The sequence below is a fragment of the Bacillus altitudinis genome, from assembly GCF_001191605.1.
GTDB lineage: Bacteria > Bacillota > Bacilli > Bacillales > Bacillaceae > Bacillus > Bacillus altitudinis.
This window is the reverse complement of the sequence record NZ_CP009108.1, coordinates 612767-633532: the sequence shown is the minus strand read 5'-3', so window position 1 is coordinate 633532 and position 20766 is coordinate 612767. Positions and strand designations below refer to the sequence as shown.

Genomic DNA, 20766 nt, shown 5'->3' with positions numbered 1-20766 from the left:
TGGATCGACTTGTTTTTTAGGAATGATGATAAGAAAATCTTGCTAAAAATTGTTTTGTCCGTTCTTCTTTCGTCTGTTCAAAGACTTCTTCTGGTGTGCCTGATTCGACAATCACACCATCTTCCATGAAAATGACCCTGTCGGCAATATCATAGGCAAAGCTCATCTCATGCGTGACGATGATCATGGTGACGCCTGTTTGTGCCACTTGTTTAATGACGTCAAGTGTTTCACCTACAAGCTCGGGATCTAAAGCGGAGGTCGGTTCATCAAACAAAATGACCTCCGGATTCAATGCAAGTGCTCTTGCAATGCCTACTCGCTGCTGCTGTCCGCCAGATAATTGATGCGGATAGGCATCTTTTTTCTCTAGTAACCCCACTTTTTTGAGCAATTGGAGTGCTGTGTCATAGGCTTGGTCTTTCGGTTGTTTACGGGCAATGACTAAGCCTTCCATGACATTCTCAAGTGCTGTTTTATGAATAAACAGGTCGTATTGCTGAAAGACCATGGCTGTTTTTCTGCGAATTGCTAGAATGTCTTTCGGTTTTGCTTGATTGAATGTGACAGTGGTGTGATGAATGCTGATCTCGCCTTGATCCGCACGCTCAAGAAAATTTAAGCATCTGAGAAATGTTGATTTCCCAGAGCCGCTCGGTCCTAAAATGACAACGACTTCGCCTTTTTCTACCGTTAAATCAATTCCCTTTAGAATCTGGTTTTGACCGAATGCTTTATGCACTTGTTTGATGTGAATCATGCGAACCGCCCCCTTTTACTTTTGTGTACATATTTCTCATATCCAGCAGTGATGGCTTCAATAGAGGCACACAAAGCCCAGTAAATAAGGGCAACAGCAATGTATGCTTCAAGATAACGATAGTTCACATTGGCTTTAATTAAAGCGCCGTTTAAAATATCGACCACAGATACCATAGAGACGAGAGAAGAGGCTTTGATTAAACTGATGAGCATGTTGTTCAGTAAAGGAAGAGAGATGGGAAAGACTTGTGGAATGATCACTCTTCGCAACACCTGCCTGCCTGTGAAACCAACGGATAGAGCGGCATCAAATTGACCCTTTGGGATGGACGCAAGAGAGCTTCGAAATATCTCTGATAACCCGCTGACGGCATATAAAGAAAGGGCGAAAATGGCAATCCATCGTCTATCTAAATCGCTAAAACGGATGGGCAACGAAAGAGATGCAGCCAATTGATCGAGCGAATCGGAAAAAATAAGATAAGATACGAGCAAGATTAATACAACAGGAATGGCTTTAAAAATCGCCACAAACCATTTGAACAATGGAGACAATACAGGCACTTGATAAAAACGGATAAGGGCAATACCAAAGCCAAAGATGGAGCCGAATACTAGCGGAAGAAAGCCTAATAGCAGCGTCGTTGGCAAATAATGAAGTGCGGCTACAAAGGCCTGAAACATAAAAGCAACGTCAAAATCCACTCAGATCGCTCCTTTCTTATGATGTAGTAAAGTCTCCGCCCAATATTTTTTTAGACAATTCAGCGAGCTTGCCGTTATCAATCAGTTTTTGCAGGGCTTGATCAATGTCCTTTTGAAGTTTTGTATTGTTTTTTTGGTATAAATAATACGTTTTAGATACGTTTACAGGCTTTCCGGATGTCACAAGATGAGCATTGAACTGTTTGTTTAGCTTATTGACGTCATACTTTGTGAGTAAGGCAGCATCGACCGTGCCATTCTGCAGGTTTTTGACTAAAATTTCGTTCCCGCCATCCCCGTAGACAATGTCAATTTTCCGATCATGCTTTGCGTTATATTGCTCTAGAAGATAAGCGAAATTACTCCCTGTAGAGGTGTGCACTTTGTGTCCAGCTAAATCGTCCAGGCTTTGAAAGTCATGACCGGATGCTTTATTCACCACCACATAGCTTGTATAATCTGTATAGCCAACTTTTCCAAATAGATATTTCTTCTGACGCTCGTCATTGATTTCATATTGGTGTGCAGCGAGATCAACTTTACCGGCATCTAAAGCAGGCAGAATATTTTTAAACTCAAAGGATTCATATTTAAACTTATATTGTGGCAGCAGCTGATCCACTTCATCTAATACAGCCTTCTCGTAGCCTGTTAATTTGCCGTTTTCATCTAAGTAAACGAAGGGTTGATAGGCGTTCCCTGTCCCGATGACGATTTCTTTTGCATCTGGGTCATTATTGTTTGCTTCTGCTTTGATTTCATCCGATTGCTCATTATTTCCGCAGGCGGCAAGGAGCAATGAACCAAGTAGAAGCAGGCCGATGATGTAATGATTACTGAATATTATGTTATTTTTCATGTAAATTCCTCCTTAGTTTATTTTGCACGTTTTTCTACAGTAAAGGCCGCTTCGGCTCTTTTTAAGGGAAGCAATGCCGTCTGACGCTGTTTTTTTGTTTTCGGTGTATTGATCCGTTTTTCCAATAGGTCAAATGATTTTTCTAACACCATACTTAAAATGATAAATATAACGGCAGCAATAAAGTATCCTTCTAATACGCGATAGTATAAAGCCCCTAATGTTTGAACCTTTCCGATCATGTCCATCACACCTAATGTAAAGGCGAGGGAGGTATTTTGTAATAAGTTGACAATGGCCACGCCGATATTAGGAAGGGCGATTCTCCCTGCTTGAGGAATGAGCGTTCTTCTATAAATCTGCCATTTCGTCAGTCCAATCGAGGCGGCCGCTTCATATTGAGATGCTGGGACACTCGATAGGGCAGATCGGAATATTTCTGAAAAATACCCAGCTGTATTGAGTCCATATGTAATATACAGAAAGATCAATTTGTTCCACATGGAGATATCAAGCCCTATTGTTGCAAGCACACCAGGCAGGCCATAAAACACAATAAACATTTGAACAAGGATAGGTGTTCCACGAATAAATGAGACATAAATTGCACTGAGCTGATGCAGGATGGGAATACGCTCAATTCGAAAATAAGCAAGAATGAATCCAAGAAAACTGCCAATCAAAGTGGCAAATAAAACGATCAGTAAGGTTGTTGGAAGGGCTGACAATACTTTGGGGAAGAGTGTGACGACATACTCCCATTTGAAAAACTCCCCCATGTTGAATCACCTCCTATGTTGAAGTCGTTTGGACTTTTTCTTCTGAGGGCGGTGCGCCTAATATGGCGGCATCGAACCGTTCAGGTATGAGGACTTTATACATTAATACACCTAAGTCGCCATTATCGGCTTCACGTTCAATATATGCTGTATAGCCTTTTCGTTCGTACATCTCTAGAAGCCAGGGGTGTTTCCGGCCAGAAGTACCCAGTGTGTATGCTGGTGCTTTAAATGTCTGCCGGAGCAAGGTGTTTTCTACATAATCGAGCAGCTTATTTCCAATCCCTTGACCGGCTAAATCAGGAGCTGTGGCAAACCACCAAACAAATGGATAGCCTGAAACCGGTTGAGTGCTCTCCCATGGAAAACGTATGGTGATGGTTGATATGAGCCGCCCGTCTCGTTCTAACACAACAGCAACGGATTGTTTGATGTTTTCTGTGACCATTTCAAGTGTGGCGTTCGTGGATGGCCAATCAATGCCCATTTCTCCAAGCGGTTTAAATGCACTGGACAGCAATTCTAGAAAAGCCGGTGCATCTTCTTCGGTAGCGATGCGAAAAATATCTCGACTCATGACAAACCTCCAATCAAAAGGGTAGTGTGTAATGTCAGCTCAACGCTTTTCGTAAAGCATCGATATCTGGATTCAGCAATGCTTGATACACATGGGGATCACGGCTGATTTCTACTACTGGCACGTAACGGACGCCGTATTTTTCTTCTAAAATATTTCTGTAATGATCATGCTCTGTTACATCAATGGTTGAATAAGTAATATGCTGTTCGTTGAAATAGGACTGAATGCCCTGACAATAGCTGCATCCATTTTTGCTCCATAAAATGATTTTTTGATTATTTGACATTAGACGCTCACCTCTTGGTTTATTTGTTTTTTTGCTGTTAGTTCATGATCAAATGCTTCTTTTAATAATGTGATAGACGCTATTCTTGCCTCAATGTCTACAATCGGAGATAGCACAATGAACTCGTTGATCTCATATGTCTCGGCTAGTTCAGTCAGCCGGTGATGAACGGTTTCTTTTGTGCCAGCGGTATAACCGGTTTTTTGAACGTGAATGTTGTAGTGTTCCTTGTTTGTTCCTTTCACCAGCTTTTCTGCATCTTCTAGTGACGTCACATTAAGCTTTCTTCCATCGGAAAAGGAGACCTTTACTGTTTCCTTTTGCTTGATGTACGAGAGGGCTTGTTCGTGGTCTTCTGCTACAGATACGGTGATGGCGAGAAGAAATTGCTGGTGCGTGTTCTGTGTCTTGAATTTTTGAAAAGTCTCTCTTGCTTCTTTTAATAATGCGTCATCCCCGTTAATAAAATAGGCAAACACAAAGGATATCCCAAGTTTTGCTGCGAATTCCGCGCTCTCAATACTGCCGCCTAGAAGGAACATGTCGGGTGATACGCTAGGAATTGGCTGAGCATTTAATTCATTTGCTTGTTCAGTAAGATACGTTTTGAGATCCACTAATTTTTGAGAAAAGTCTTTCCGTGACGCTTGATAATCTTCCTGAAGCGCTTGTGTCGAGAGGTTCAACCCTCCCGGTGCTTTCCCAACGCCTAAATCGACTCTGCCAGGCGCTAGTGATGCCAGTACATGAAATGTTTCAGCCACCTTAAACGGGCTGTAATGCTGAAGCATGACACCGCCAGACCCAATTCGCAAATGGTTCGTTTTTGCTAAAAGATAACCAGCGAGGGCTTCAGGGGATGATCCTGCCACTTGAGAATTATTGTGATGTTCAGACACCCAAAACCTGTGATAACCAAGCTGATCTGCTGCTTCAGCCAATCTGACAGTATGCTGAATACCCGTCTCTGCTTTCTCGTTTTCACTGACGAGGCTTTGATCAAGAATACTAAGGGTGAGCGACATTGGCTGTTCCTCCTATTAGACTTTGATATTGAGATAGTGCGAGGTTTAATCTGTTTGTGGCATCTGGATCAAGCACATAGCTATCTGAATCCTGCTTTGAGACCTGTTGATCGACAACATACACGCCAGATTGAACGACGGTTGCACCGAGTTGATGAATGATAGGTTTAAGTGCATATTCAATGACGAGCAAATGTCCGTATGTTCCTCCTAAAACACAGGGGAGAACGGGTTTCCCTTGTAACGCTTTCTGGGGGAGTAGATCTAAAAAAGTTTTTAAAATACCGGAAAAAGACGCTTTGTAGACAGGTGTTAACACAATGACACCGTCGCTCTCATTCACAAGCTCAATGGCTTTCACAATGGCTTCGTTTGAAAAATCTGCTCCTATTAAGGCACCGCTAGGAAGCTGGTGGACTTGAATGACATGAACATCAATCCCATGTAACGCCAAACGATGATGGATATGTTGCAGGACACCGGTTAACCGAGATTGGACGGAATGCCCGCCTGCTATAATCGTTACTTTTGCCAATTCGTCTCCTCCATTTCTGATAATTCCTTCTAAACAACTTGGAATAGTTGATAATATAAATTATAATAAGGCAAACCAATAGAAAAGTATAATTAGTAATCATAAATACACGATTCAGATATTTAAAATATAGGGAGAAGAGGGGTTTTCATGGAGATTCGAGCGATACGCACCTTTGCCACGATCGTGAAATACGGAAATTTTTTAAAAGCAGCAGAAGCGCTGAATTATTCTCAGCCAACCATCACTTTGCACATCAAACATTTAGAAGAGGAAATTGGAGAGAAGCTTCTAGAAAGAGGGAAGACCTTAAAGTTAACAGCATCAGGACAGCTTTTTTATGAAAGAGCCAATTCTTTACTCAATGAATATGAGAAATTGACGAAAACACTCCAAGATTTAGAAGTGGGCATTGCGGGGTTCATTCGCATCGGTGTTTCTGAGCCTACAGCCAGCTTAGAATTTCCTGCACTTATTGCAGAATTCAAGGAAAGGTTTCCTAATGTAGAATTTTCTGTGCAAGTAGCGGATGCGAATACGTTGAGTTCCTTACTTTCTCATGATGAGATTGATTTTGCGATTTGCGGAGCACCAGAAGCTTCGATGGAGAATAGCTATAAGCCTCTTTTTCAAGATGATATCGTGCTGCTCGTCCCGTCTTCCCATCGATTAGCGGAAAAAGGGGTAGTGGAGGTGACAGATTTAAAGGATGAGACCATTTTATTCACGCCACACAATTGCCCCATACGTATTCAAATTGAACAACAAATCGTCGATGTCATTGGGACCAATTACAATAAGTTAGAGATTACGAGCAGCATGTCCCATAAACATTATGTTCAGGCTGGATTAGGTGTCTCTCTTTTTACACGAACTGCTCATTCCTTTACCCTTCCAGGCACCAAGGTATTAGAAATAAAGGGCATTCATGTTTCCCCGCCAGTTGGTCTATTGAGGAAAACAAATGATTCGCCAGGAAGAGCCGTACTTCAATTCATTGATCTCATCGAAAATCGACTTCATCAACCAACATGAAAAGAGGGGTAGCCTTTGAGCTAACCCCTCTTTTCATGTTTATTTCACGGTTTGTTTAAGAAACTGATTTTTCTTGATAGGCAGACCCAAATTTTCACGAAGGGTATGAGCTGGATAATTCGGGTCGTAATATCCTCTTTCTACTAATATCGGAATGACGTGTTCCGTCCATTCAGATAAACCGCTTGCTAGAATAGGCGCGCCAAAAATAAATCCATCTGCGGCATCTTCTTCGATCCATTGGATCAGCTGGTCTGCCACTTGTTCATAAGTTCCGAAAAAAGCACTTTTGGGAGTGGTCACTCGTAGAGCGACTTCTCTTAAGGTCAAGTTTTGTTCTTTCGCCATTTTTTTAATCGATTCTGTTGTGGATTGAAAGCTGTTTGAACCGGCATCACCGATATCAGGAAATGGCTCATCAAGTGGAAATTGACTGAAGTCCAAGTGATCAAAGAACCTGCCCAGGTAATGAAGGGCTTCTTCAATAGAGACCAGATGTTGAATGGCTTCATATTTTTCTTCTGCTTCTTCGACTGTTCTCCCTGTAATCGGGTGGATGCCAGGGAAAATTTTGATATCAGCTGGATTTCTGCCCAGCGCTGCGGCTCTATTTTTCACGTCGCGGTAATATGCTTTCGCCTTCTCAAGTGAGTCTGCATTCGTAAATACTGCGTCCGCTTCTTTTGCGGCTAGATCCTTTCCTGCCTCTGACGCACCTGCCTGAAAAATCACGGGCTGACCTTGTTCAGATCGTTCGATATTCAAAGGACCTTTGACAGAAAAGTGTTTGCCATGATGGTTTAATGTGTGCAGTTTATCCCGATCGAAGAAAACCCCTGTTGATCGATCTCTTATAAAAGCATCCTCTTCCCATGAGCTCCATAGGCCGTTCACTACTTTTAAGTATTCTTCTGCAATTTCATATCGAAGTGAATGGCTTGGATGCGGACGAATGATGTGATTTTCAGCAGAGCCTTCAAGTGGGGAAGTCACAACATTCCATCCGGCCCGGCCTTTACTTAATTTATCTAGGGATGCAAATTGCCGTGCAATGGTAAAGGGCTCACTGTAAGAAGTGGATACGGTGCCCACAAGTCCAATCTGTTTTGTGACCGCTGCAAGAGCGGATAAGATGGTTAATGGTTCAAATCGGTTCAAGAAATGAGGAATTGAATGTTCATGAATATATAAGCCATCTGCGACAAAGACAAAACGGAAACCCGCTGCTTCTGCCTTTTTTGTCATTGCTTGATAATAATCAATGTTCACACTTGCATCTGCTGGAACGGATTCATCCTTCCATGCATTCATATGACCTCCTGGACCATGTAACATTAATCCAAATTGTATGTGCTTTTTTTCAGACATGTGGATCGTCCCTTCTGTTTTGAAGTAGCATTGTTTTTATGTTCTTCATCATAAGGGAGAATCGCAAAGAAGTATAATTCGTATCAGTAAAGTCTGACTTTATCTTTTCTAATATCAATTTTTTCTTCCTTATATGATGTGGCTGGGTCTATGACATCATTTTAGAAAAAGGCGGATGATTACTATGTAAATGACCCAGACCAAAAGTGCTGTTTTTTGATGAAATGTGTGTCAAAATATCCGAAAAATTAGTGAAAATGACATGATTCGACTTTCTTCCTGTATATCAAATTCCCTGTTTTTAACTGAATAGAAGGAAAATGGTGAATTTTCAGTGAATATATAACCTTGTGAAAAACAAAGGAGGGATAGGAATGAAAAAGCGTTCAGTCTTTTTGTCATTTTTATTGGTAGGTAGTTTGTTACCGGGGGTAAGTTCAGCTTCAGCACCAGTTGCAAGTGCAGGTCATGGGCATGATCATGGTCATGCGCCGTTCGAAACACATATTAGTGAAGGGTTGCCAAAGGCAAACGATTTTAAAGATTTGACGAAGGCACCTCCTATTGAAAGAGATGTGACAACAAAAATTTTAGACGAGTCTGGTAAACAGGTAGGGTCTAGAACCTTTAAAGCAAATACAGGAGATTCGATTTCAACAAAAGCTAGTACAGGCAGTCAGAAAGTGACCGTCTACGCAGTAGCTGATGCGCAGTATCGTGCGAAATATAGTGATTGGCAGACACGCATTGTCAGCATCATTGAGCAAGCGGATGTGACATTTAACCGTGATCATGATGTGGACTTTGTCGTACAAGCCGTAGGGTCTTGGACGTCTTCAGGATCAAATGCATCACAAATTTTGTCTAACCTTCAGCGCAGCTTTGATGGCAGAGGATACGATTTTGTCACAGGATTTACAGCAAATCCAAACTTTGATGCTGGCGGAATCGCTTATGTTTACAATAGTGCACCGAGCGGAAGTGCATTCAGTGTCAACCTTGATCAAGGAACAGCGAATACAGCAAAAGCGGCTACACATGAATACGGCCATAACTTTGGTTTGCCGCATGACCCTCAAGGCAGCGGAATTGTCTGCTTAATGAATTATGATTATTCTTACACTGTCGATTACTTCGATGCGGCTCATAAAAATCAAGTGAACCGTAATAAAGCTTGGTACAGATAAGGTAAGAGACAAAAGGACAAACACCGAAAAAGTGTTTGTCCTTTTTATATGCTTACAGGTCGCTCATTCGCTTTCCTGCTACAGCATAATGTTCTTTTTTCATTTCTTCAATAATGACAGAGACTTTTTCTGCACCTGCGCCTGTTGTTTCAACAACGGCATCTGTGACTTTCTCCACAAGAGCTCTTTTCTGCTCATCTGTTCTTCCTTCAAGCATTTGAACGGTGATAATTGGCATGGCGAAAACCTCCTTTTTCCTTTCATGCTACGCTTCCCTTTAGTTTAAGGGACTTCTTATAGTATACTGAATGAAGTAAATCATTGTATAGAAAGAAAGAGGGATTCATGCCTTTGGACCAATTTCTTGTTTATCCATTAGAACTGATTCCATATGTCGCCATTACGCTTGTTGTGGCTTTTACGATGCACGAGCTGGCGCATGCATATGTTGCGTATCGTTTTGGAGATCCGACAGCTAAAAATCAAGGGAGACTGACGCTCAATCCATTGAAGCACCTTGATGTTTTCGGGACGATCTTGATCTTTGTGGCTGGGTTTGGCTGGGCGAGGCCTGTACCTGTGAATCGGTACCATTTCAAAAACCCACGTCTCGCAGGGATATGTGTGTCGATCGCTGGACCATTAAGCAATTTGGTTTTGGCATTTTTGGGCTTTTGTGTGTATGCGCTTCTTCAGAAATTTGGTGGGGAGTCGCTCATTCGCTTTGAGCCGGGGGTCGATTATTTCTTCCAAATCTTTATTAACTTGAACGTGATTTTGTTCCTATTTAACTTATTACCGATCCCGCCGCTGGATGGATATCGTATTATTGAGGATGTTGTCAGTCCCGGCATCCGTGCAAAGATGACGCAGTTTGAACAGTATGGAATCATCATTTTCCTCATCTTTGTCATCACACCGCTAGGTCAGTTTGTTTTTGTTCCGTTGATCGGAATGCGGGATCAAATCATATACTGGTTTAATCTTATTTTGAAGCCGCTGCTTTAGGAGGTTTAATGAATGGAAGGTAAAAAGAAGAAACCAATTGGTTTTAATATCATTAAAAAAACAGATGCAACGGATGGACATGGAGGTTTTGGAGCAGGTGCCCTCAGCCTTGATAATATCTCGCCGGTGATCATTGATGTGGAGGAAAAGGAAGCCGTCATTGATATTGGTGCGATGCATGCAAGAAGTGCCGTCGAAAAAGGAATTAAATTTTTAAAAACCAAAGAAGAGGTACCTAACGGAAAACCTTACTGGCTCGTATGGGTGACGATTGACCGTAGAGAAGAGGGGCCATATTATGCTGGTGTCACAGCTTGTGAAATGACCGTTGACCGCTCGATTCGCAGAGGATATAAGTCGCTTCCTGAGCATGTGAATTTAATGGATAAATCCATGAAGCGTAAAATCGTTGTCAGTCATATGGATGATGGTTCGAAAAAGGTGCTCGCTGATTTCTTGAAGAGTCACAATGAGGCGTTATGGGAAGCATCCACAGATGAATTAAAAGAAGGATTGGCTGTTCCTGAGTAATTGTGAAATTTTTGTGAAGAATGATGAATGGATACCAATTCCAGTCGTTTTTTCAGTAAACTGGTGTTAAAGCTAGGACATGGAGAATCCCGAGATGCAGATCTCGGGGTTTTTCATGTCCATTTTTAACGCTTCAGCCACTTTTCCCACCATTTCTTAGGTTGTTGATCCTGAGCCGTGTCTTGCTCAGATGCTTTGTTCTCGGCACCGTAGCAGACACCGGTCGGCTCCGTTCCTTCTATAAAATAGGTAAATACCTTTGATTCGCATCCTGGGCCTGCGAGATCACCCGTTTTTGGATTGATATATACGCCTTTTACACCGTCTGGCGGCATGAAGGAGGAGGCTGGCTGGTTTGAGAGGGCTGATTCCATAAAGGAAGCCCATATCTTTTTCGCATAGGCGGTTTCTGTGACCGAGTCAATGGTGCGTCCTTTATCGTAGCCGGTCCACACACCTGTGACGAGCTGGGGAGAGAAGCCGATCATCCAGCTGTCAGCGCCTGTCGTCCCCGATTTTCCTCCATAATTTCTGGTAAGATCTTTTGAAATGGTACGTCCTGTGACACTTGTATAGCCATTTAATTGATCATTGAACATCCCTGACATCATGTCAGTGGTGACAAATGCTGCTTTTTCATCTAGTACTTGCTCTCGTTTTTGTTTCTCCTCAAAGAGTAAGTTGCCCTTTGCGTCCGTTACTTTCGTAATAAAGGTTGGCTTGACACGTTTTCCTCCATTGACCAGCATCGCGTAAGCATTGGTCATTTCGATTGGTTTGACAGGTGAAGTACCTAGCGCAAGTGAAGGCACTTGATCTAGTTTTTCGTGAATCCCGAACGTTTTCCCTGCACGTACAAGCTGTTCCATTCCTAAAAATAGATGGGTTTTGACCGCATAAATGTTATCAGATAGAGCCAAAGCCTGAAGCATCGTAATACCGTCATTGGCGTAATAGCCATGATAGTTGCTTGGTGAATAAGCGGCGCCGCTTCCTTGCTCATCGAGTTCAAAAACAGTTTCTTCACTGCGCATCACGGTTGCTGGTGTAAACCCATTTTGCAAAGCCATGTAATAGAGAAGTGGTTTCATTGTTGAACCCGGCTGTCTTTTTGCTTGTGTGACACGATTGAATGGGCTTTTCTCGTAATCTCTCCCGCCTATGAGGGCGAGTACATGCCCTGTTTGGGGATGGATGGCAGCAAAGCCGATTTGGATATCTGATTCAGAATCCATGATGTTGGTTAAAGTCTTTTCAGCGATTTTTTGTAATTCAGGTTGTAAGGTCGTTTCGATATGAAGACCATACGTTTCAATTTGTTCCTCGGTTAAACCCAGCGTTTGTTTCAGTTCGCGAATCACATCATCATAAAAATACAGGGCCTGCTTTGCTTGTAGCTGCTTTTGTTTGAGCGGGCGATAGGACAGCTTTTCCTTGCTGGCATCAGCAACCGCTTTTTTCGTAATCATGCCATCCTCTTGCATTTGCCTCAGAATCATATTCTTTCTTGCGCTGGCTTTCTCCTCATTCACATAAGGGGAGTAGAGAGAAGGCCCCTTTGGAATCCCGGCAAGCAAGGCAGACTCAGCTAAAGTTAAGTTCTTCGCTTTTTTTCCAAAGTAAAGGCGGGATGCCGCTTCCACGCCGTATGCGCCGTGGCCATAATATATGGTGTTCAAGTATCCTTCCAATATCTCATCTTTTGTATAGTTTTGTTCTAAGCGGATCGTGTAAAAGGCTTCATTCCACTTCCGCTTCCATGTTTTATCATGATCTAAATATAAATTTCGTGCGTATTGCTGGGTGATCGTGCTGGCGCCTTGTACTTTTGCCATTGCACGAATATCTGCCACCGCAGCACCTGCCATTCGTTTCACATCAAAGCCGTGATGCTGATAAAAGGTTTTATCCTCAACCGCGACCACTGCCTGCTGTATATGAGGAGACATGTCCTTTAACGGAACCCAGTATCTCTTTTCTCCAAAGCTCGATTCGCCAAGTTTAGACCCATCGGCTGCATAAATGGTCGTGGATTGGGGAACTTGAACAGAGGGAGCGCCTTGCCACTTAGCAAGTAAAAGAATCGTCAAAAAGACTGTGCCTGCAAATAGAAAAGCGAGCAAGCCGATAAAAAAACAGGCCCGAATCGTTTTCACGGTCATGCGGATTTTTTTATTACTCATGATTGTGTCCATGCAAAGCCCCCATTTTGACGATTTTTTATCAGTATGGGACAAAGAAAACCGTTTTAAACAGGCGACTGCAAGGGTGCGCTTTAAAAATGAAGTTATCTCATGCGGTTCTTTACAATTTGATACGAATCCACTATACTTTTTTCTTGGACAATCGATATAGTCATAGCCGATAAAAGGCGCTAACAATAGATGTTTGTTTATTATTGGATGAGAGGAAGATGAACAATGAGCGAACTTTGGTATACAGAGAAGCAAACGAAGAATTTTGGCATTACATTGAAGGTGAACAAAACCCTTCACACAGAACAAACAGATTTTCAGCATTTAGAAATGGTGGAAACAGAAGAGTTTGGCAATATGCTGTTTTTAGACGGTATGGTGATGACATCAGAGAAAGATGAGTTTGTATACCACGAAATGGTGGCACATGTTCCTCTTTTCACTCATCCAAACCCTGAAAATGTTCTTGTCGTAGGCGGAGGAGACGGTGGTGTTATTCGTGAAATCCTGAAGCATCCAAGTGTGAAAAAAGCGACACTTGTTGATATTGATGGCAAGGTCATTGAATACTCGAAGAAGTTCCTTCCTTCAATTGCTGGGAAACTAGACGATCCTCGTGTAGATGTGAAAGTCGGAGACGGCTTTATGCACATTGCGGAAGCCGACAACGAATATGACGTGATCATGGTTGACTCAACTGAGCCAGTTGGACCAGCTGTGAACTTGTTCTCTAAAGGTTTCTATGCAGGAATCTCAAAAGCACTCAAAGAAGATGGTATTTTCGTTGCACAAACGGACAACCCTTGGTTCACACCTGAGTTAATTACAAATGTACAGCGTGATGTAAAAGAAATTTTCCCGATTACCAAGCTATACACAGCGAATATCCCAACATATCCAAGCGGTCTTTGGACATTTACTATCGGTTCTAAGAAGTATGATCCACTTGCTGTAGAAGACAGCCGCTTCTTTGATATCGATACGAAATATTACACAAAAGAATTGCACAAAGCGGCATTCGTTCTGCCGAAATTTGTGAGCGACTTAATCAAATAAATCAAGCGAAGTAGAAATGCGCAAATGAAAGTTTGCGCATTTTTTGAAGCGTAAAAGGAGGAATCTTGTATGAGATTCGACGAGGCTTATTCAGGAAAAGTGTTTATTGGAAGTCATCCAACATGGGAAGATGCGAAAGTCATTTTATACGGGATGCCGATGGATTGGACCGTCAGTTACCGTCCAGGCTCACGTTTTGGCCCGAACCGTATTCGTGAAGTATCCATTGGATTAGAGGAATACAGTCCTTATTTAGATCGTGAACTGCACGAGGTACCATTCTTTGATGCTGGCGACATCCCGCTTCCATTTGGCAATGCACAGAAAAGCTTAGATTTAATTGAAGAGTATGTCGACAGCATTTTAGAAAAAGGGAAGTTTCCATTAGGAATGGGCGGAGAGCATCTTGTGTCTTGGCCGGTTTTCCGTGCGATGTATAAGAAATACCCTGATTTGGCCATCATCCATATGGACGCACATACCGATCTTCGTGAGGAATATGAGGGTGAGCCGCTTTCACATTCGACACCGATTCGTAAAGTTGCAGGACTTATTGGACCTGAAAATGTATACTCTTTCGGCATCCGTTCAGGGATGAAAGAAGAATTTGAATGGGCAAAAGAAGCAGGCATGCACATTTCTAAATTTGAAGTGCTGGAGCCATTGAAACAAGTATTACCAAAGCTGAAAGGCCGCCCAGTTTATGTGACAATTGACATCGATGTACTTGACCCGGCTCATGCACCTGGTACAGGAACGGTGGATGCTGGCGGTATTACGTCAAAAGAACTGCTGGCATCTATTCATGCCATTGCTGGTTCTGATGTGCATGTCGTCGGTGCAGACCTTGTAGAGGTAGCGCCTGTATATGATCATTCCGATCAAACGGCGAATACAGCAAGCAAACTTTTACGAGAAATGCTGCTTGGATTTGTGAAATAACATCTTGATAGAGGAGCTTGTCATCTCATAGGGACAAGCTCTTTTTTTACATGGGTGACATGATAAAGGAGGCAGGTCGTGTTTTCTTCTGTATTGATGGTATTACTCGCTTTATGTGTGTTAGCGGCAGGCTTTCTTACGCTGAAAAGAGAGCTTGCAGCGAGTCCGCCCACGTTCACCTCGAAAAAAGAGGCAAAGGATGAGATGGTTCATCTGTTTCAGGATCGAGGCTTTTTCTATCTCACTGGCATAGCGCTGTTGATGCAGTTTGTTTATAAGCAAGGGCATCTTCTCCCATTTGATTTCTTTCAGGCATTTTTGGCAAGTTCAGGCATCCAAGCACTGTTTTATCTCATCAATCGAAAAAGCGCAGGGCTCAAGACTGGACTCGTGATAGGGGTGAGCTTCATTTTTCTTTTTTTCTAAGAGAAATGTGAAGATCAAAAATGGAGTTTCATCCACACGAAGATGAGAAATGATGGGATGATAGGCAATCGGGATTATGGTATACTATTTTAGTTAAACGGGTCTTAGCAAAGGAAGTGCAAAATGACACAAAACCAAATTTCAATTCATGTAAAGTCAGTGATGAAACCAGAGACGGAACCGGCTGAAACGATCGAATTCCGAACAACTGGAACGTATCAAGAGAAGAATGACAAAACGTATCTCACTTACCATGAAGAACATGAAATGGGTCAAGTAAAAACTGTTGTCAAAATAAGTGAAAAAGAAATTTTTGTCATGAGATCAGGTGCAATTCAAATGAAGCAGCGCTTTCTCATTGGAGAAACGACCGTGACACATTACACGATGCCATTTGGCACACTTCAGCTCGATGTGCACACACATGGCATTGATCTTGATGTAGACAATGGGCTTCTGCACATTACGTACGATATGCTGACAGGTGAAGATCAAAAGCATTTACATACATTATCGATTTCATATAAGGAGGATTTACGTTCATGAATATCGCAGAACAGGTCAAAGATGCGTTAAAAGAAGAAATCATTGCGGCAGTCGTCAAAGCAGGACTTGCTGATGAAAGCCAGGTGCCGGATGTTCTTTTGGAAGTGCCAAAAGACAAAACTCACGGTGATTATTCCACCAATATGGCGATGCAGCTTGCACGCATTGCGAAAAAAGCACCTCGTCAAATCGCCGAGGACATTGTGAATGCATTTGACAAAGGCAAAGCGTCAATTGAAAAACTGGATATTGCAGGTCCAGGATTCATCAATTTTTATATGAACAATCAGTATTTAACGAAACTGATTCCGGCAGTTCTTGAGGCAAAAGAGGCTTATGGCGAAACGAATACAGGCGGCGGTCAAAAAGTGCAAGTCGAATTCGTCTCAGCCAACCCAACAGGTGACCTTCACCTTGGACATGCCCGCGGCGCAGCTGTAGGAGATTCTCTTTGCAACATCCTTGATAAAGCAGGCTTCGACGTGAGCCGTGAATACTATATCAACGATGCAGGCAATCAGATCAATAACCTTGCTCTATCTGTAGAAGTACGTTACTTTGAGGCGCTCGGTCTTGAAAAAGAAATGCCAGAGGACGGGTACAGAGGAGAAGACATCAAAGGCATCGGACAGAAACTTGCGGATGAATTTGGTGACCGTTTCGTGCATGAACCAGAAGAAGAGCGTATGAAATTCTTCCGTGAGTACGGTTTAAAATATGAACTAGAAAAACTACGTGTCGACCTAGAGAATTTCCGTGTCCCATTTGATGTGTGGTATTCTGAAACGTCTTTATATGAAAACGGAAAAATCGAACCAGCGCTAGAAACACTTCGCGCTAAAGGCTATGTCTTTGAAGAAGATGGCGCAACATGGTTACGTTCAACTGATTTTGGTGATGACAAGGACCGTGTCCTGATTAAAAAAGACGGCAGCTTCACGTACTTGCTTCCAGATATCGCATATCACAAGGACAAATTGGACAGAGGTTTTGACCAGCTCATCAACATTTGGGGAGCGGATCATCACGGGTACATTCCTCGAATGAAAGCGGCGATCCAAGCACTCGGATATCCAGAGGACAAACTGGAAGTCGAAATCATTCAGCTTGTTCACCTTTACAAAAACGGTGAAAAGATGAAGATGAGTAAACGTACAGGTAAAGCCGTCACAATGCGTGACTTGATTGAAGAAGTGGGCTTAGACGCCACTCGTTATTTCTTTGCGATGAGAAGTGCGGCGACACATATGGACTTTGACTTAGACTTAGCGATTTCTACGTCTAACGAAAACCCTGTGTACTACGCGCAATATGCACATGCGAGAATTTGCAGCATGCTCCGTCAAGGGGAAGAAAAAGGCTACGAGCCAAACCTTGAAAAAGCAGATTTCTCTCACATTCAATCCGATAAAGAATACGATCTTCTGAAAATCATCGGCAGCTTCCCAGAGGTTGTAGCAGAAGCAGCAGAAAAACGTATTCCGCACCGCGTCACAAACTATATCTATGATCTAGCATCAGCCCTTCACAGCTTCTACAACGCCGAGAAGGTCATTGATGTTGAAAATGAAACAAAAACAACAGCACGTCTATCACTAATGAAGGCGACACAAATTACACTAGCCAACGCATTAAAACTCATTGGCGTATCTGCACCGGAAAAAATGTAATGCACAAAGCCCCGCTCTATTTTATGAGCGGGGCTTCTTTATATAAAAACCCGCTATTCTCGAGAGATAGCGGGTTTTGAACATTAACCAAGCGTATTAATAATGTTAGAAATAGAATCGAATAATTGACTAAGTACATCAGAGAACATGAGCGTATCCTCCTTTCAGAAAGCATGTAGTATGTGCGTGTCATAGGAATTACCCAAGTGTGTTAATGATGTTAGAAATAGAATCGAATAATTGGCTAAGTACATCAGAGAACATAGTTTGTATCCTCCCTTCGGCAAGCATGTAGTATGTGTGCGTTAATGGGATTATCCAAGTGTATTGATAATGTTAGAGATAGAATCAAATAATTGGCTAAGTACATCAGAGAACATAGTTTGTATCCTCCCTTCGGCAAGCATGTAGTATGTGTGCGTTAATGGGATTATCCAAGTGTATTGATAATGTTAGAGATAGAATCGAATAATTGGCTAAGTACATCAGAGAACATGTTTTTGCCTCCTCTCTTTTCTTTTTACATCTACTTAACGAAGGGGATGAAGGATTGGATCACTTTTTCTAAAAAAATTTTAAAAAGAAATAAAGGCATAGAAAAAGCACCCTCATATGTGGGTGCTTTTTAGGTTTTATTTATGCATGAACACGCCATTGGATTTGCCCGCCGTCGCAGGATAATTCGGCACTCCCGCCAATCGGCAAGGTGAAGACTGGCTGTGTATGTCCGATATCGACATCGTAAATCACTGGAATGTGTTGAAGCATTGGGTGCTTATCTAGAATGAACCTCAAATGTTCCTCTGTCATCTTGGATTTCTTTTGAAAACGTCCGATGATTAACCCTTTAATGGATTCGGCATGCTGCAAAAGCGAGGCAAGGTCTCTGGCGAATGTTTCAGGAAAGACCAAGTCATCATCCTCCACAAATAAGATGGCATCCTTGATGCGAGGCATAAAGGGTGTCCCTTGCAATAAGTTCAGTGTACAAAGGTTTCCGCCATATAAGGTGCCTTCAGCTGTTCCTTCTTGATAAATCCCCCATGTTGTCGGATGAAACTGCCTATTTGCTTGATCAAGATACCACGCATCATCACTCCACTTTGTAGAAGGGGTGAAATCAAATGGCTCGCTGCTCATCACGCACGCTTGAAACATGGCTGTCTGCTCCTCTTGTCCTTGTTCCATTTGGAAACTGGAGAAATGAGGACCTGAGTACGTCACCATGTCACATTTGGCGGTAATGGCGTTTGCAAGTGCGGTAATATCACTGTAGCCGCAAAGAACCTTTGGGTGCTGACGAATCAAATCATAATCTATATAAGGCAAAAGCTCATTGCAGTTAAAGCCGCCGATTGCTGTCAAAATGCCGTCGACTTCATCATTTGAGAAAGCCTCATGTAGATCAGATAAACGGTGTTCAATAGAAGAAGAGGAATGCAGATCACATTCAAACACGTGTTGTCCAAAAGAAACAGTGAACCCTAATGCCTCTAAACGTTTTTTTGCCTGAGCCATTCCTTCTTCTGATAAAATGCTGGCACTTCGGCTTGGAGCAATTACCCGAATGTGGCTTCCCTTTTTTAAAGCAGATGGTGTACGCATCAGTCATTCGTCCCTTCCTTCACATATTTTCCATTATATCGGATCAAAACGCTCCAGTCTGTAAAAGCTAAAAGAAAGCAGCAAACCGTGCGTTTCAGACGAGCTGTGCAAAGGGTATGGAAAAGAAAAAGACAGAATGAGGGCGGAGAATGTGAAAAAGAGGAGACTGGAATTTCTATTTTTATATTTCATGATATTTGGGGCATATGTGGTGTTTTGGTGGCCGGTTCCAGCGTGGGGTTTTCAGCTTTACGCAGCTAGTTATATCGCCATCATTTTATTTAGTATTATCTCGCTTATGCTAGAGAACCGGACATCACAGCACACGCTGTTATGGATGTATGTACTGATCTTTTTCCCGATCATCGGCTATATGTTTTATTTGTTCTCGGGGCAGCTTTATGTCAAAGGACATTTGTTTAAATCAAAGAGAATGTATAACCGAGAAAAATTACGCAGAATATCAGAGCTTGAGAGTAAGCCGGATGAGACGCGTTTAACCGATAATCAGCGTGCTTTTTTTCATTACACAGAAAAAGCGACAGGGATGCATGTAAATACAAATAGTGATATGGAGATTTTAAAGAATGGAGAGGAAACCTTTCCACGTATTTTTGAAGAATTAAAAAAGGCAAAAACGTTCATCCATATAGAATATTACATGTTCAAATCTGATTTTCTCGGTCACCGGATGATGGAGATCCTAATTGAAAAAGCGAAAGAAGGAGTAGAGGTCCGATTCATCTATGATGCGGCTGGCAGCATTCGCTTCTCACGAAAAGATATTAAACGATTGAAGCAGGCGGGGATAAAGGTCGCTCCTTTTCTGCCATTAAAATACGGATTCTTTAATCAAAAATTCAATTTCCGAAATCACCGAAAAATCGTGATTATTGATGGAGAAACAGGATTTGTTGGTGGGCTCAATGTGGGGAAGGAATATGTAGGACGCGATGAAAACATCGGCTTTTGGCGTGATACGCATACGATGTTAAAGGGTGAAGCCGTTCAGACACTTCACTCCATATTTATGCTGGACTGGGAGTATGTATCAGATGAAGTGTTAATTGATGATCCGAAGTATCACACCCCGCATCCTGTGACAGGAGAAGATGTCATACAGGTCGTGCCGACTGGACCTGATATGAAGGAAAGTATGAGTGATTTATATGACGCACTCATTTCGAATGCACAGCAATTTGTCTGGATTGCGACGCCTTATTTTGTCCCAAATGAATCCATTCGCACAGCGTTAAAAATTGCGGCCACAAGAGGGGTGGATGTGCGTGTGATGGTGCCTGAGATAAACGATGGCTTTCTCACGCAATACGCCACACGATCTTATTTTTCTGAGCTTTTGAAAGAAGGCATCAAGGTGTATCACTATCAAAAAGGATTCATGCATCAAAAGGTCATGATTGCAGACGGAGAGCTTGCCTCTGTCGGAACGGCCAATGTTGATATGAGAAGCTTCCAACTCAATTTTGAGGTCAATGTCTTTACAGCGGCAAAGAAACCGATCGAGCAATTGATGGCTCATTATGAGGAAGATATGAAGGAATGTGAGCAAATGGGGCCGGTTCATTTTTATAAAAGGGGCTTAAAGGAACGTTTAAAGGAATCGTTTGCTCGGTTGTTTTCAGGTGTATTGTGAGGGAATCCAGGG

General features: G+C 42.4%; 22 protein-coding genes. 10 read left to right on the top strand and 12 right to left on the bottom strand.

Annotated features, from left to right (window positions below):
- Positions 1–16: 16 nt before the first annotated feature.
- Genes ID12_RS03170 through ssuE form a run of 8 tightly spaced genes read right to left on the bottom strand, consistent with a single transcriptional unit; the run spans position 17 to position 5531 of the window.
- Positions 17–760 carry an amino acid ABC transporter ATP-binding protein gene (locus tag ID12_RS03170; RefSeq protein ID WP_050826701.1) on the bottom strand — a complete coding sequence of 248 codons (744 nt, stop codon included), beginning with the start codon at positions 758–760 and terminating at the stop codon, positions 17–19.
- Positions 757–1467, bottom strand: coding sequence for an amino acid ABC transporter permease (locus ID12_RS03165; RefSeq protein WP_008343549.1), 711 nt, complete (start codon positions 1465–1467; stop codon positions 757–759). The genes ID12_RS03170 and ID12_RS03165 overlap by 4 nt, the downstream gene beginning before the upstream one ends.
- A gap of 16 nt (positions 1468–1483) precedes the next feature.
- Positions 1484–2326 carry a transporter substrate-binding domain-containing protein gene (locus tag ID12_RS03160; protein ID WP_050826700.1) on the bottom strand — a complete coding sequence of 281 codons (843 nt, stop codon included), beginning with the start codon at positions 2324–2326 and terminating at the stop codon, positions 1484–1486.
- Between the two features lie 17 nt (positions 2327–2343).
- Complete coding sequence (locus ID12_RS03155) at positions 2344–3105, bottom strand: amino acid ABC transporter permease (RefSeq protein WP_008343545.1); 762 nt, start codon at positions 3103–3105, stop codon at positions 2344–2346.
- Between the two features lie 13 nt (positions 3106–3118).
- A complete protein-coding gene (locus ID12_RS03150; protein ID WP_008343543.1) occupies positions 3119–3682 on the bottom strand; it encodes a GNAT family N-acetyltransferase in 564 nt (187 codons plus the stop codon).
- 34 nt (positions 3683–3716) lie between these two features.
- On the bottom strand, positions 3717–3971 hold the full coding sequence (locus tag ID12_RS03145) for a glutaredoxin family protein (protein ID WP_050826699.1): 255 nt from the start codon (positions 3969–3971) through the stop codon (positions 3717–3719).
- Complete coding sequence (locus ID12_RS03140; protein ID WP_019743233.1) at positions 3971–4996, bottom strand: LLM class flavin-dependent oxidoreductase; 1026 nt, start codon at positions 4994–4996, stop codon at positions 3971–3973. Before ID12_RS03140 ends, ID12_RS03145 begins: the two co-directional genes overlap by 1 nt.
- A complete protein-coding gene (ssuE, locus tag ID12_RS03135) occupies positions 4980–5531 on the bottom strand; it encodes an NADPH-dependent FMN reductase (RefSeq protein ID WP_050826698.1) in 552 nt (183 codons plus the stop codon). Before ssuE ends, ID12_RS03140 begins: the two co-directional genes overlap by 17 nt.
- Positions 5532–5681: 150 nt before the next feature.
- Here ssuE and ID12_RS03130 point away from each other — a divergent pair, with 150 nt between their 5' ends.
- Positions 5682–6566, top strand: coding sequence for a LysR family transcriptional regulator (locus ID12_RS03130; protein ID WP_008343536.1), 885 nt, complete (start codon positions 5682–5684; stop codon positions 6564–6566).
- Between the two features lie 39 nt (positions 6567–6605).
- Here the strand turns inward: ID12_RS03130 and ID12_RS03125 are convergent, their stop codons facing one another.
- Positions 6606–7934, bottom strand: coding sequence for an LLM class flavin-dependent oxidoreductase (locus ID12_RS03125; RefSeq protein WP_025208149.1), 1329 nt, complete (start codon positions 7932–7934; stop codon positions 6606–6608).
- Between the two features lie 374 nt (positions 7935–8308).
- Between ID12_RS03125 and ID12_RS03120 the strand changes: the two genes are divergently transcribed.
- On the top strand, positions 8309–9121 hold the full coding sequence (locus tag ID12_RS03120; protein ID WP_035389836.1) for a zinc-dependent metalloprotease: 813 nt from the start codon (positions 8309–8311) through the stop codon (positions 9119–9121).
- Positions 9122–9173: 52 nt separating this feature from the next.
- On the opposite strand, the gene ID12_RS03115 is transcribed toward ID12_RS03120, so the two are convergent.
- Entirely contained in the window at positions 9174–9359 is a 186-nt protein-coding gene (locus tag ID12_RS03115) for a 2-hydroxymuconate tautomerase (RefSeq protein ID WP_008343530.1), read from the bottom strand.
- A gap of 107 nt (positions 9360–9466) precedes the next feature.
- Here ID12_RS03115 and ID12_RS03110 point away from each other — a divergent pair, with 107 nt between their 5' ends.
- Both ID12_RS03110 and ID12_RS03105 read left to right on the top strand, forming a co-directional pair.
- On the top strand, positions 9467–10129 hold the full coding sequence (locus ID12_RS03110; protein ID WP_050826697.1) for a site-2 protease family protein: 663 nt from the start codon (positions 9467–9469) through the stop codon (positions 10127–10129).
- A 12-nt stretch (positions 10130–10141) separates the two neighbouring features.
- Complete coding sequence (locus ID12_RS03105; RefSeq protein WP_007497712.1) at positions 10142–10660, top strand: YwhD family protein; 519 nt, start codon at positions 10142–10144, stop codon at positions 10658–10660.
- A gap of 125 nt (positions 10661–10785) precedes the next feature.
- On the opposite strand, the gene ID12_RS03100 is transcribed toward ID12_RS03105, so the two are convergent.
- Positions 10786–12855, bottom strand: coding sequence for a transglycosylase domain-containing protein (locus ID12_RS03100; protein ID WP_050826696.1), 2070 nt, complete (start codon positions 12853–12855; stop codon positions 10786–10788).
- A gap of 225 nt (positions 12856–13080) precedes the next feature.
- Between ID12_RS03100 and speE the strand changes: the two genes are divergently transcribed.
- From speE to argS, 5 genes are all read left to right on the top strand, one after another.
- A complete protein-coding gene (speE, locus tag ID12_RS03095) occupies positions 13081–13911 on the top strand; it encodes a spermidine synthase (RefSeq protein WP_003214614.1) in 831 nt (276 codons plus the stop codon).
- Between the two features lie 69 nt (positions 13912–13980).
- Complete coding sequence (gene speB, locus ID12_RS03090) at positions 13981–14853, top strand: agmatinase (RefSeq protein ID WP_017360073.1); 873 nt, start codon at positions 13981–13983, stop codon at positions 14851–14853.
- 78 nt (positions 14854–14931) lie between these two features.
- Positions 14932–15279: a hypothetical protein gene (locus ID12_RS03085; protein ID WP_050826695.1), complete on the top strand. Its 348-nt coding sequence runs from the start codon at positions 14932–14934 to the stop codon at positions 15277–15279.
- A 123-nt stretch (positions 15280–15402) separates the two neighbouring features.
- The gene (locus tag ID12_RS03080; protein WP_007497707.1) at positions 15403–15825 is read left to right on the top strand and encodes a YwiB family protein; all 423 of its coding nucleotides are present in this window, start codon (positions 15403–15405) and stop codon (positions 15823–15825) included.
- A complete protein-coding gene (gene argS / locus ID12_RS03075) occupies positions 15822–17495 on the top strand; it encodes an arginine--tRNA ligase (RefSeq protein WP_007497706.1) in 1674 nt (557 codons plus the stop codon). Before ID12_RS03080 ends, argS begins: the two co-directional genes overlap by 4 nt.
- A gap of 636 nt (positions 17496–18131) precedes the next feature.
- Here argS and ID12_RS03065 read toward each other — a convergent pair.
- Entirely contained in the window at positions 18132–19100 is a 969-nt protein-coding gene (locus ID12_RS03065) for a S66 family peptidase (protein WP_050826694.1), read from the bottom strand.
- A gap of 151 nt (positions 19101–19251) precedes the next feature.
- Between ID12_RS03065 and cls the strand changes: the two genes are divergently transcribed.
- Positions 19252–20754, top strand: a complete 1503-nt coding sequence (cls, locus tag ID12_RS03060) for a cardiolipin synthase (protein WP_046526736.1) — start codon at positions 19252–19254, stop codon at positions 20752–20754.
- Positions 20755–20766 lie beyond the last annotated feature (12 nt).

Excerpts from the sequence above, each read along its gene's own strand:
- ID12_RS03170 (WP_050826701.1), bottom strand. The coding sequence starts at position 760 with ATGATTCACATCAAACAAGTGCATAAAGCATTCGGTCAAAACCAGATT.
- ID12_RS03160 (WP_050826700.1), bottom strand. The coding sequence starts at position 2,326 with ATGAAAAATAACATAATATTCAGTAATCATTACATCATCGGCCTGCTT.
- ID12_RS03155 (WP_008343545.1), bottom strand. The coding sequence starts at position 3,105 with ATGGGGGAGTTTTTCAAATGGGAGTATGTCGTCACACTCTTCCCCAAA.
- ID12_RS03150 (WP_008343543.1), bottom strand. The coding sequence starts at position 3,682 with ATGAGTCGAGATATTTTTCGCATCGCTACCGAAGAAGATGCACCGGCT.
- ID12_RS03145 (WP_050826699.1), bottom strand. The coding sequence starts at position 3,971 with ATGTCAAATAATCAAAAAATCATTTTATGGAGCAAAAATGGATGCAGC.
- ID12_RS03140 (WP_019743233.1), bottom strand. The coding sequence starts at position 4,996 with ATGTCGCTCACCCTTAGTATTCTTGATCAAAGCCTCGTCAGTGAAAAC.
- ID12_RS03130 (WP_008343536.1), top strand. The coding sequence starts at position 5,682 with ATGGAGATTCGAGCGATACGCACCTTTGCCACGATCGTGAAATACGGA.
- ID12_RS03125 (WP_025208149.1), bottom strand. The coding sequence starts at position 7,934 with ATGTCTGAAAAAAAGCACATACAATTTGGATTAATGTTACATGGTCCA.
- ID12_RS03120 (WP_035389836.1), top strand. The coding sequence starts at position 8,309 with ATGAAAAAGCGTTCAGTCTTTTTGTCATTTTTATTGGTAGGTAGTTTG.
- ID12_RS03115 (WP_008343530.1), bottom strand. The coding sequence starts at position 9,359 with ATGCCAATTATCACCGTTCAAATGCTTGAAGGAAGAACAGATGAGCAG.
- ID12_RS03110 (WP_050826697.1), top strand. The coding sequence starts at position 9,467 with ATGCCTTTGGACCAATTTCTTGTTTATCCATTAGAACTGATTCCATAT.
- ID12_RS03105 (WP_007497712.1), top strand. The coding sequence starts at position 10,142 with ATGGAAGGTAAAAAGAAGAAACCAATTGGTTTTAATATCATTAAAAAA.
- ID12_RS03100 (WP_050826696.1), bottom strand. The coding sequence starts at position 12,855 with ATGGACACAATCATGAGTAATAAAAAAATCCGCATGACCGTGAAAACG.
- speE (WP_003214614.1), top strand. The coding sequence starts at position 13,081 with ATGAGCGAACTTTGGTATACAGAGAAGCAAACGAAGAATTTTGGCATT.
- speB (WP_017360073.1), top strand. The coding sequence starts at position 13,981 with ATGAGATTCGACGAGGCTTATTCAGGAAAAGTGTTTATTGGAAGTCAT.
- ID12_RS03080 (WP_007497707.1), top strand. The coding sequence starts at position 15,403 with ATGACACAAAACCAAATTTCAATTCATGTAAAGTCAGTGATGAAACCA.
- argS (WP_007497706.1), top strand. The coding sequence starts at position 15,822 with ATGAATATCGCAGAACAGGTCAAAGATGCGTTAAAAGAAGAAATCATT.
- ID12_RS03065 (WP_050826694.1), bottom strand. The coding sequence starts at position 19,100 with ATGCGTACACCATCTGCTTTAAAAAAGGGAAGCCACATTCGGGTAATT.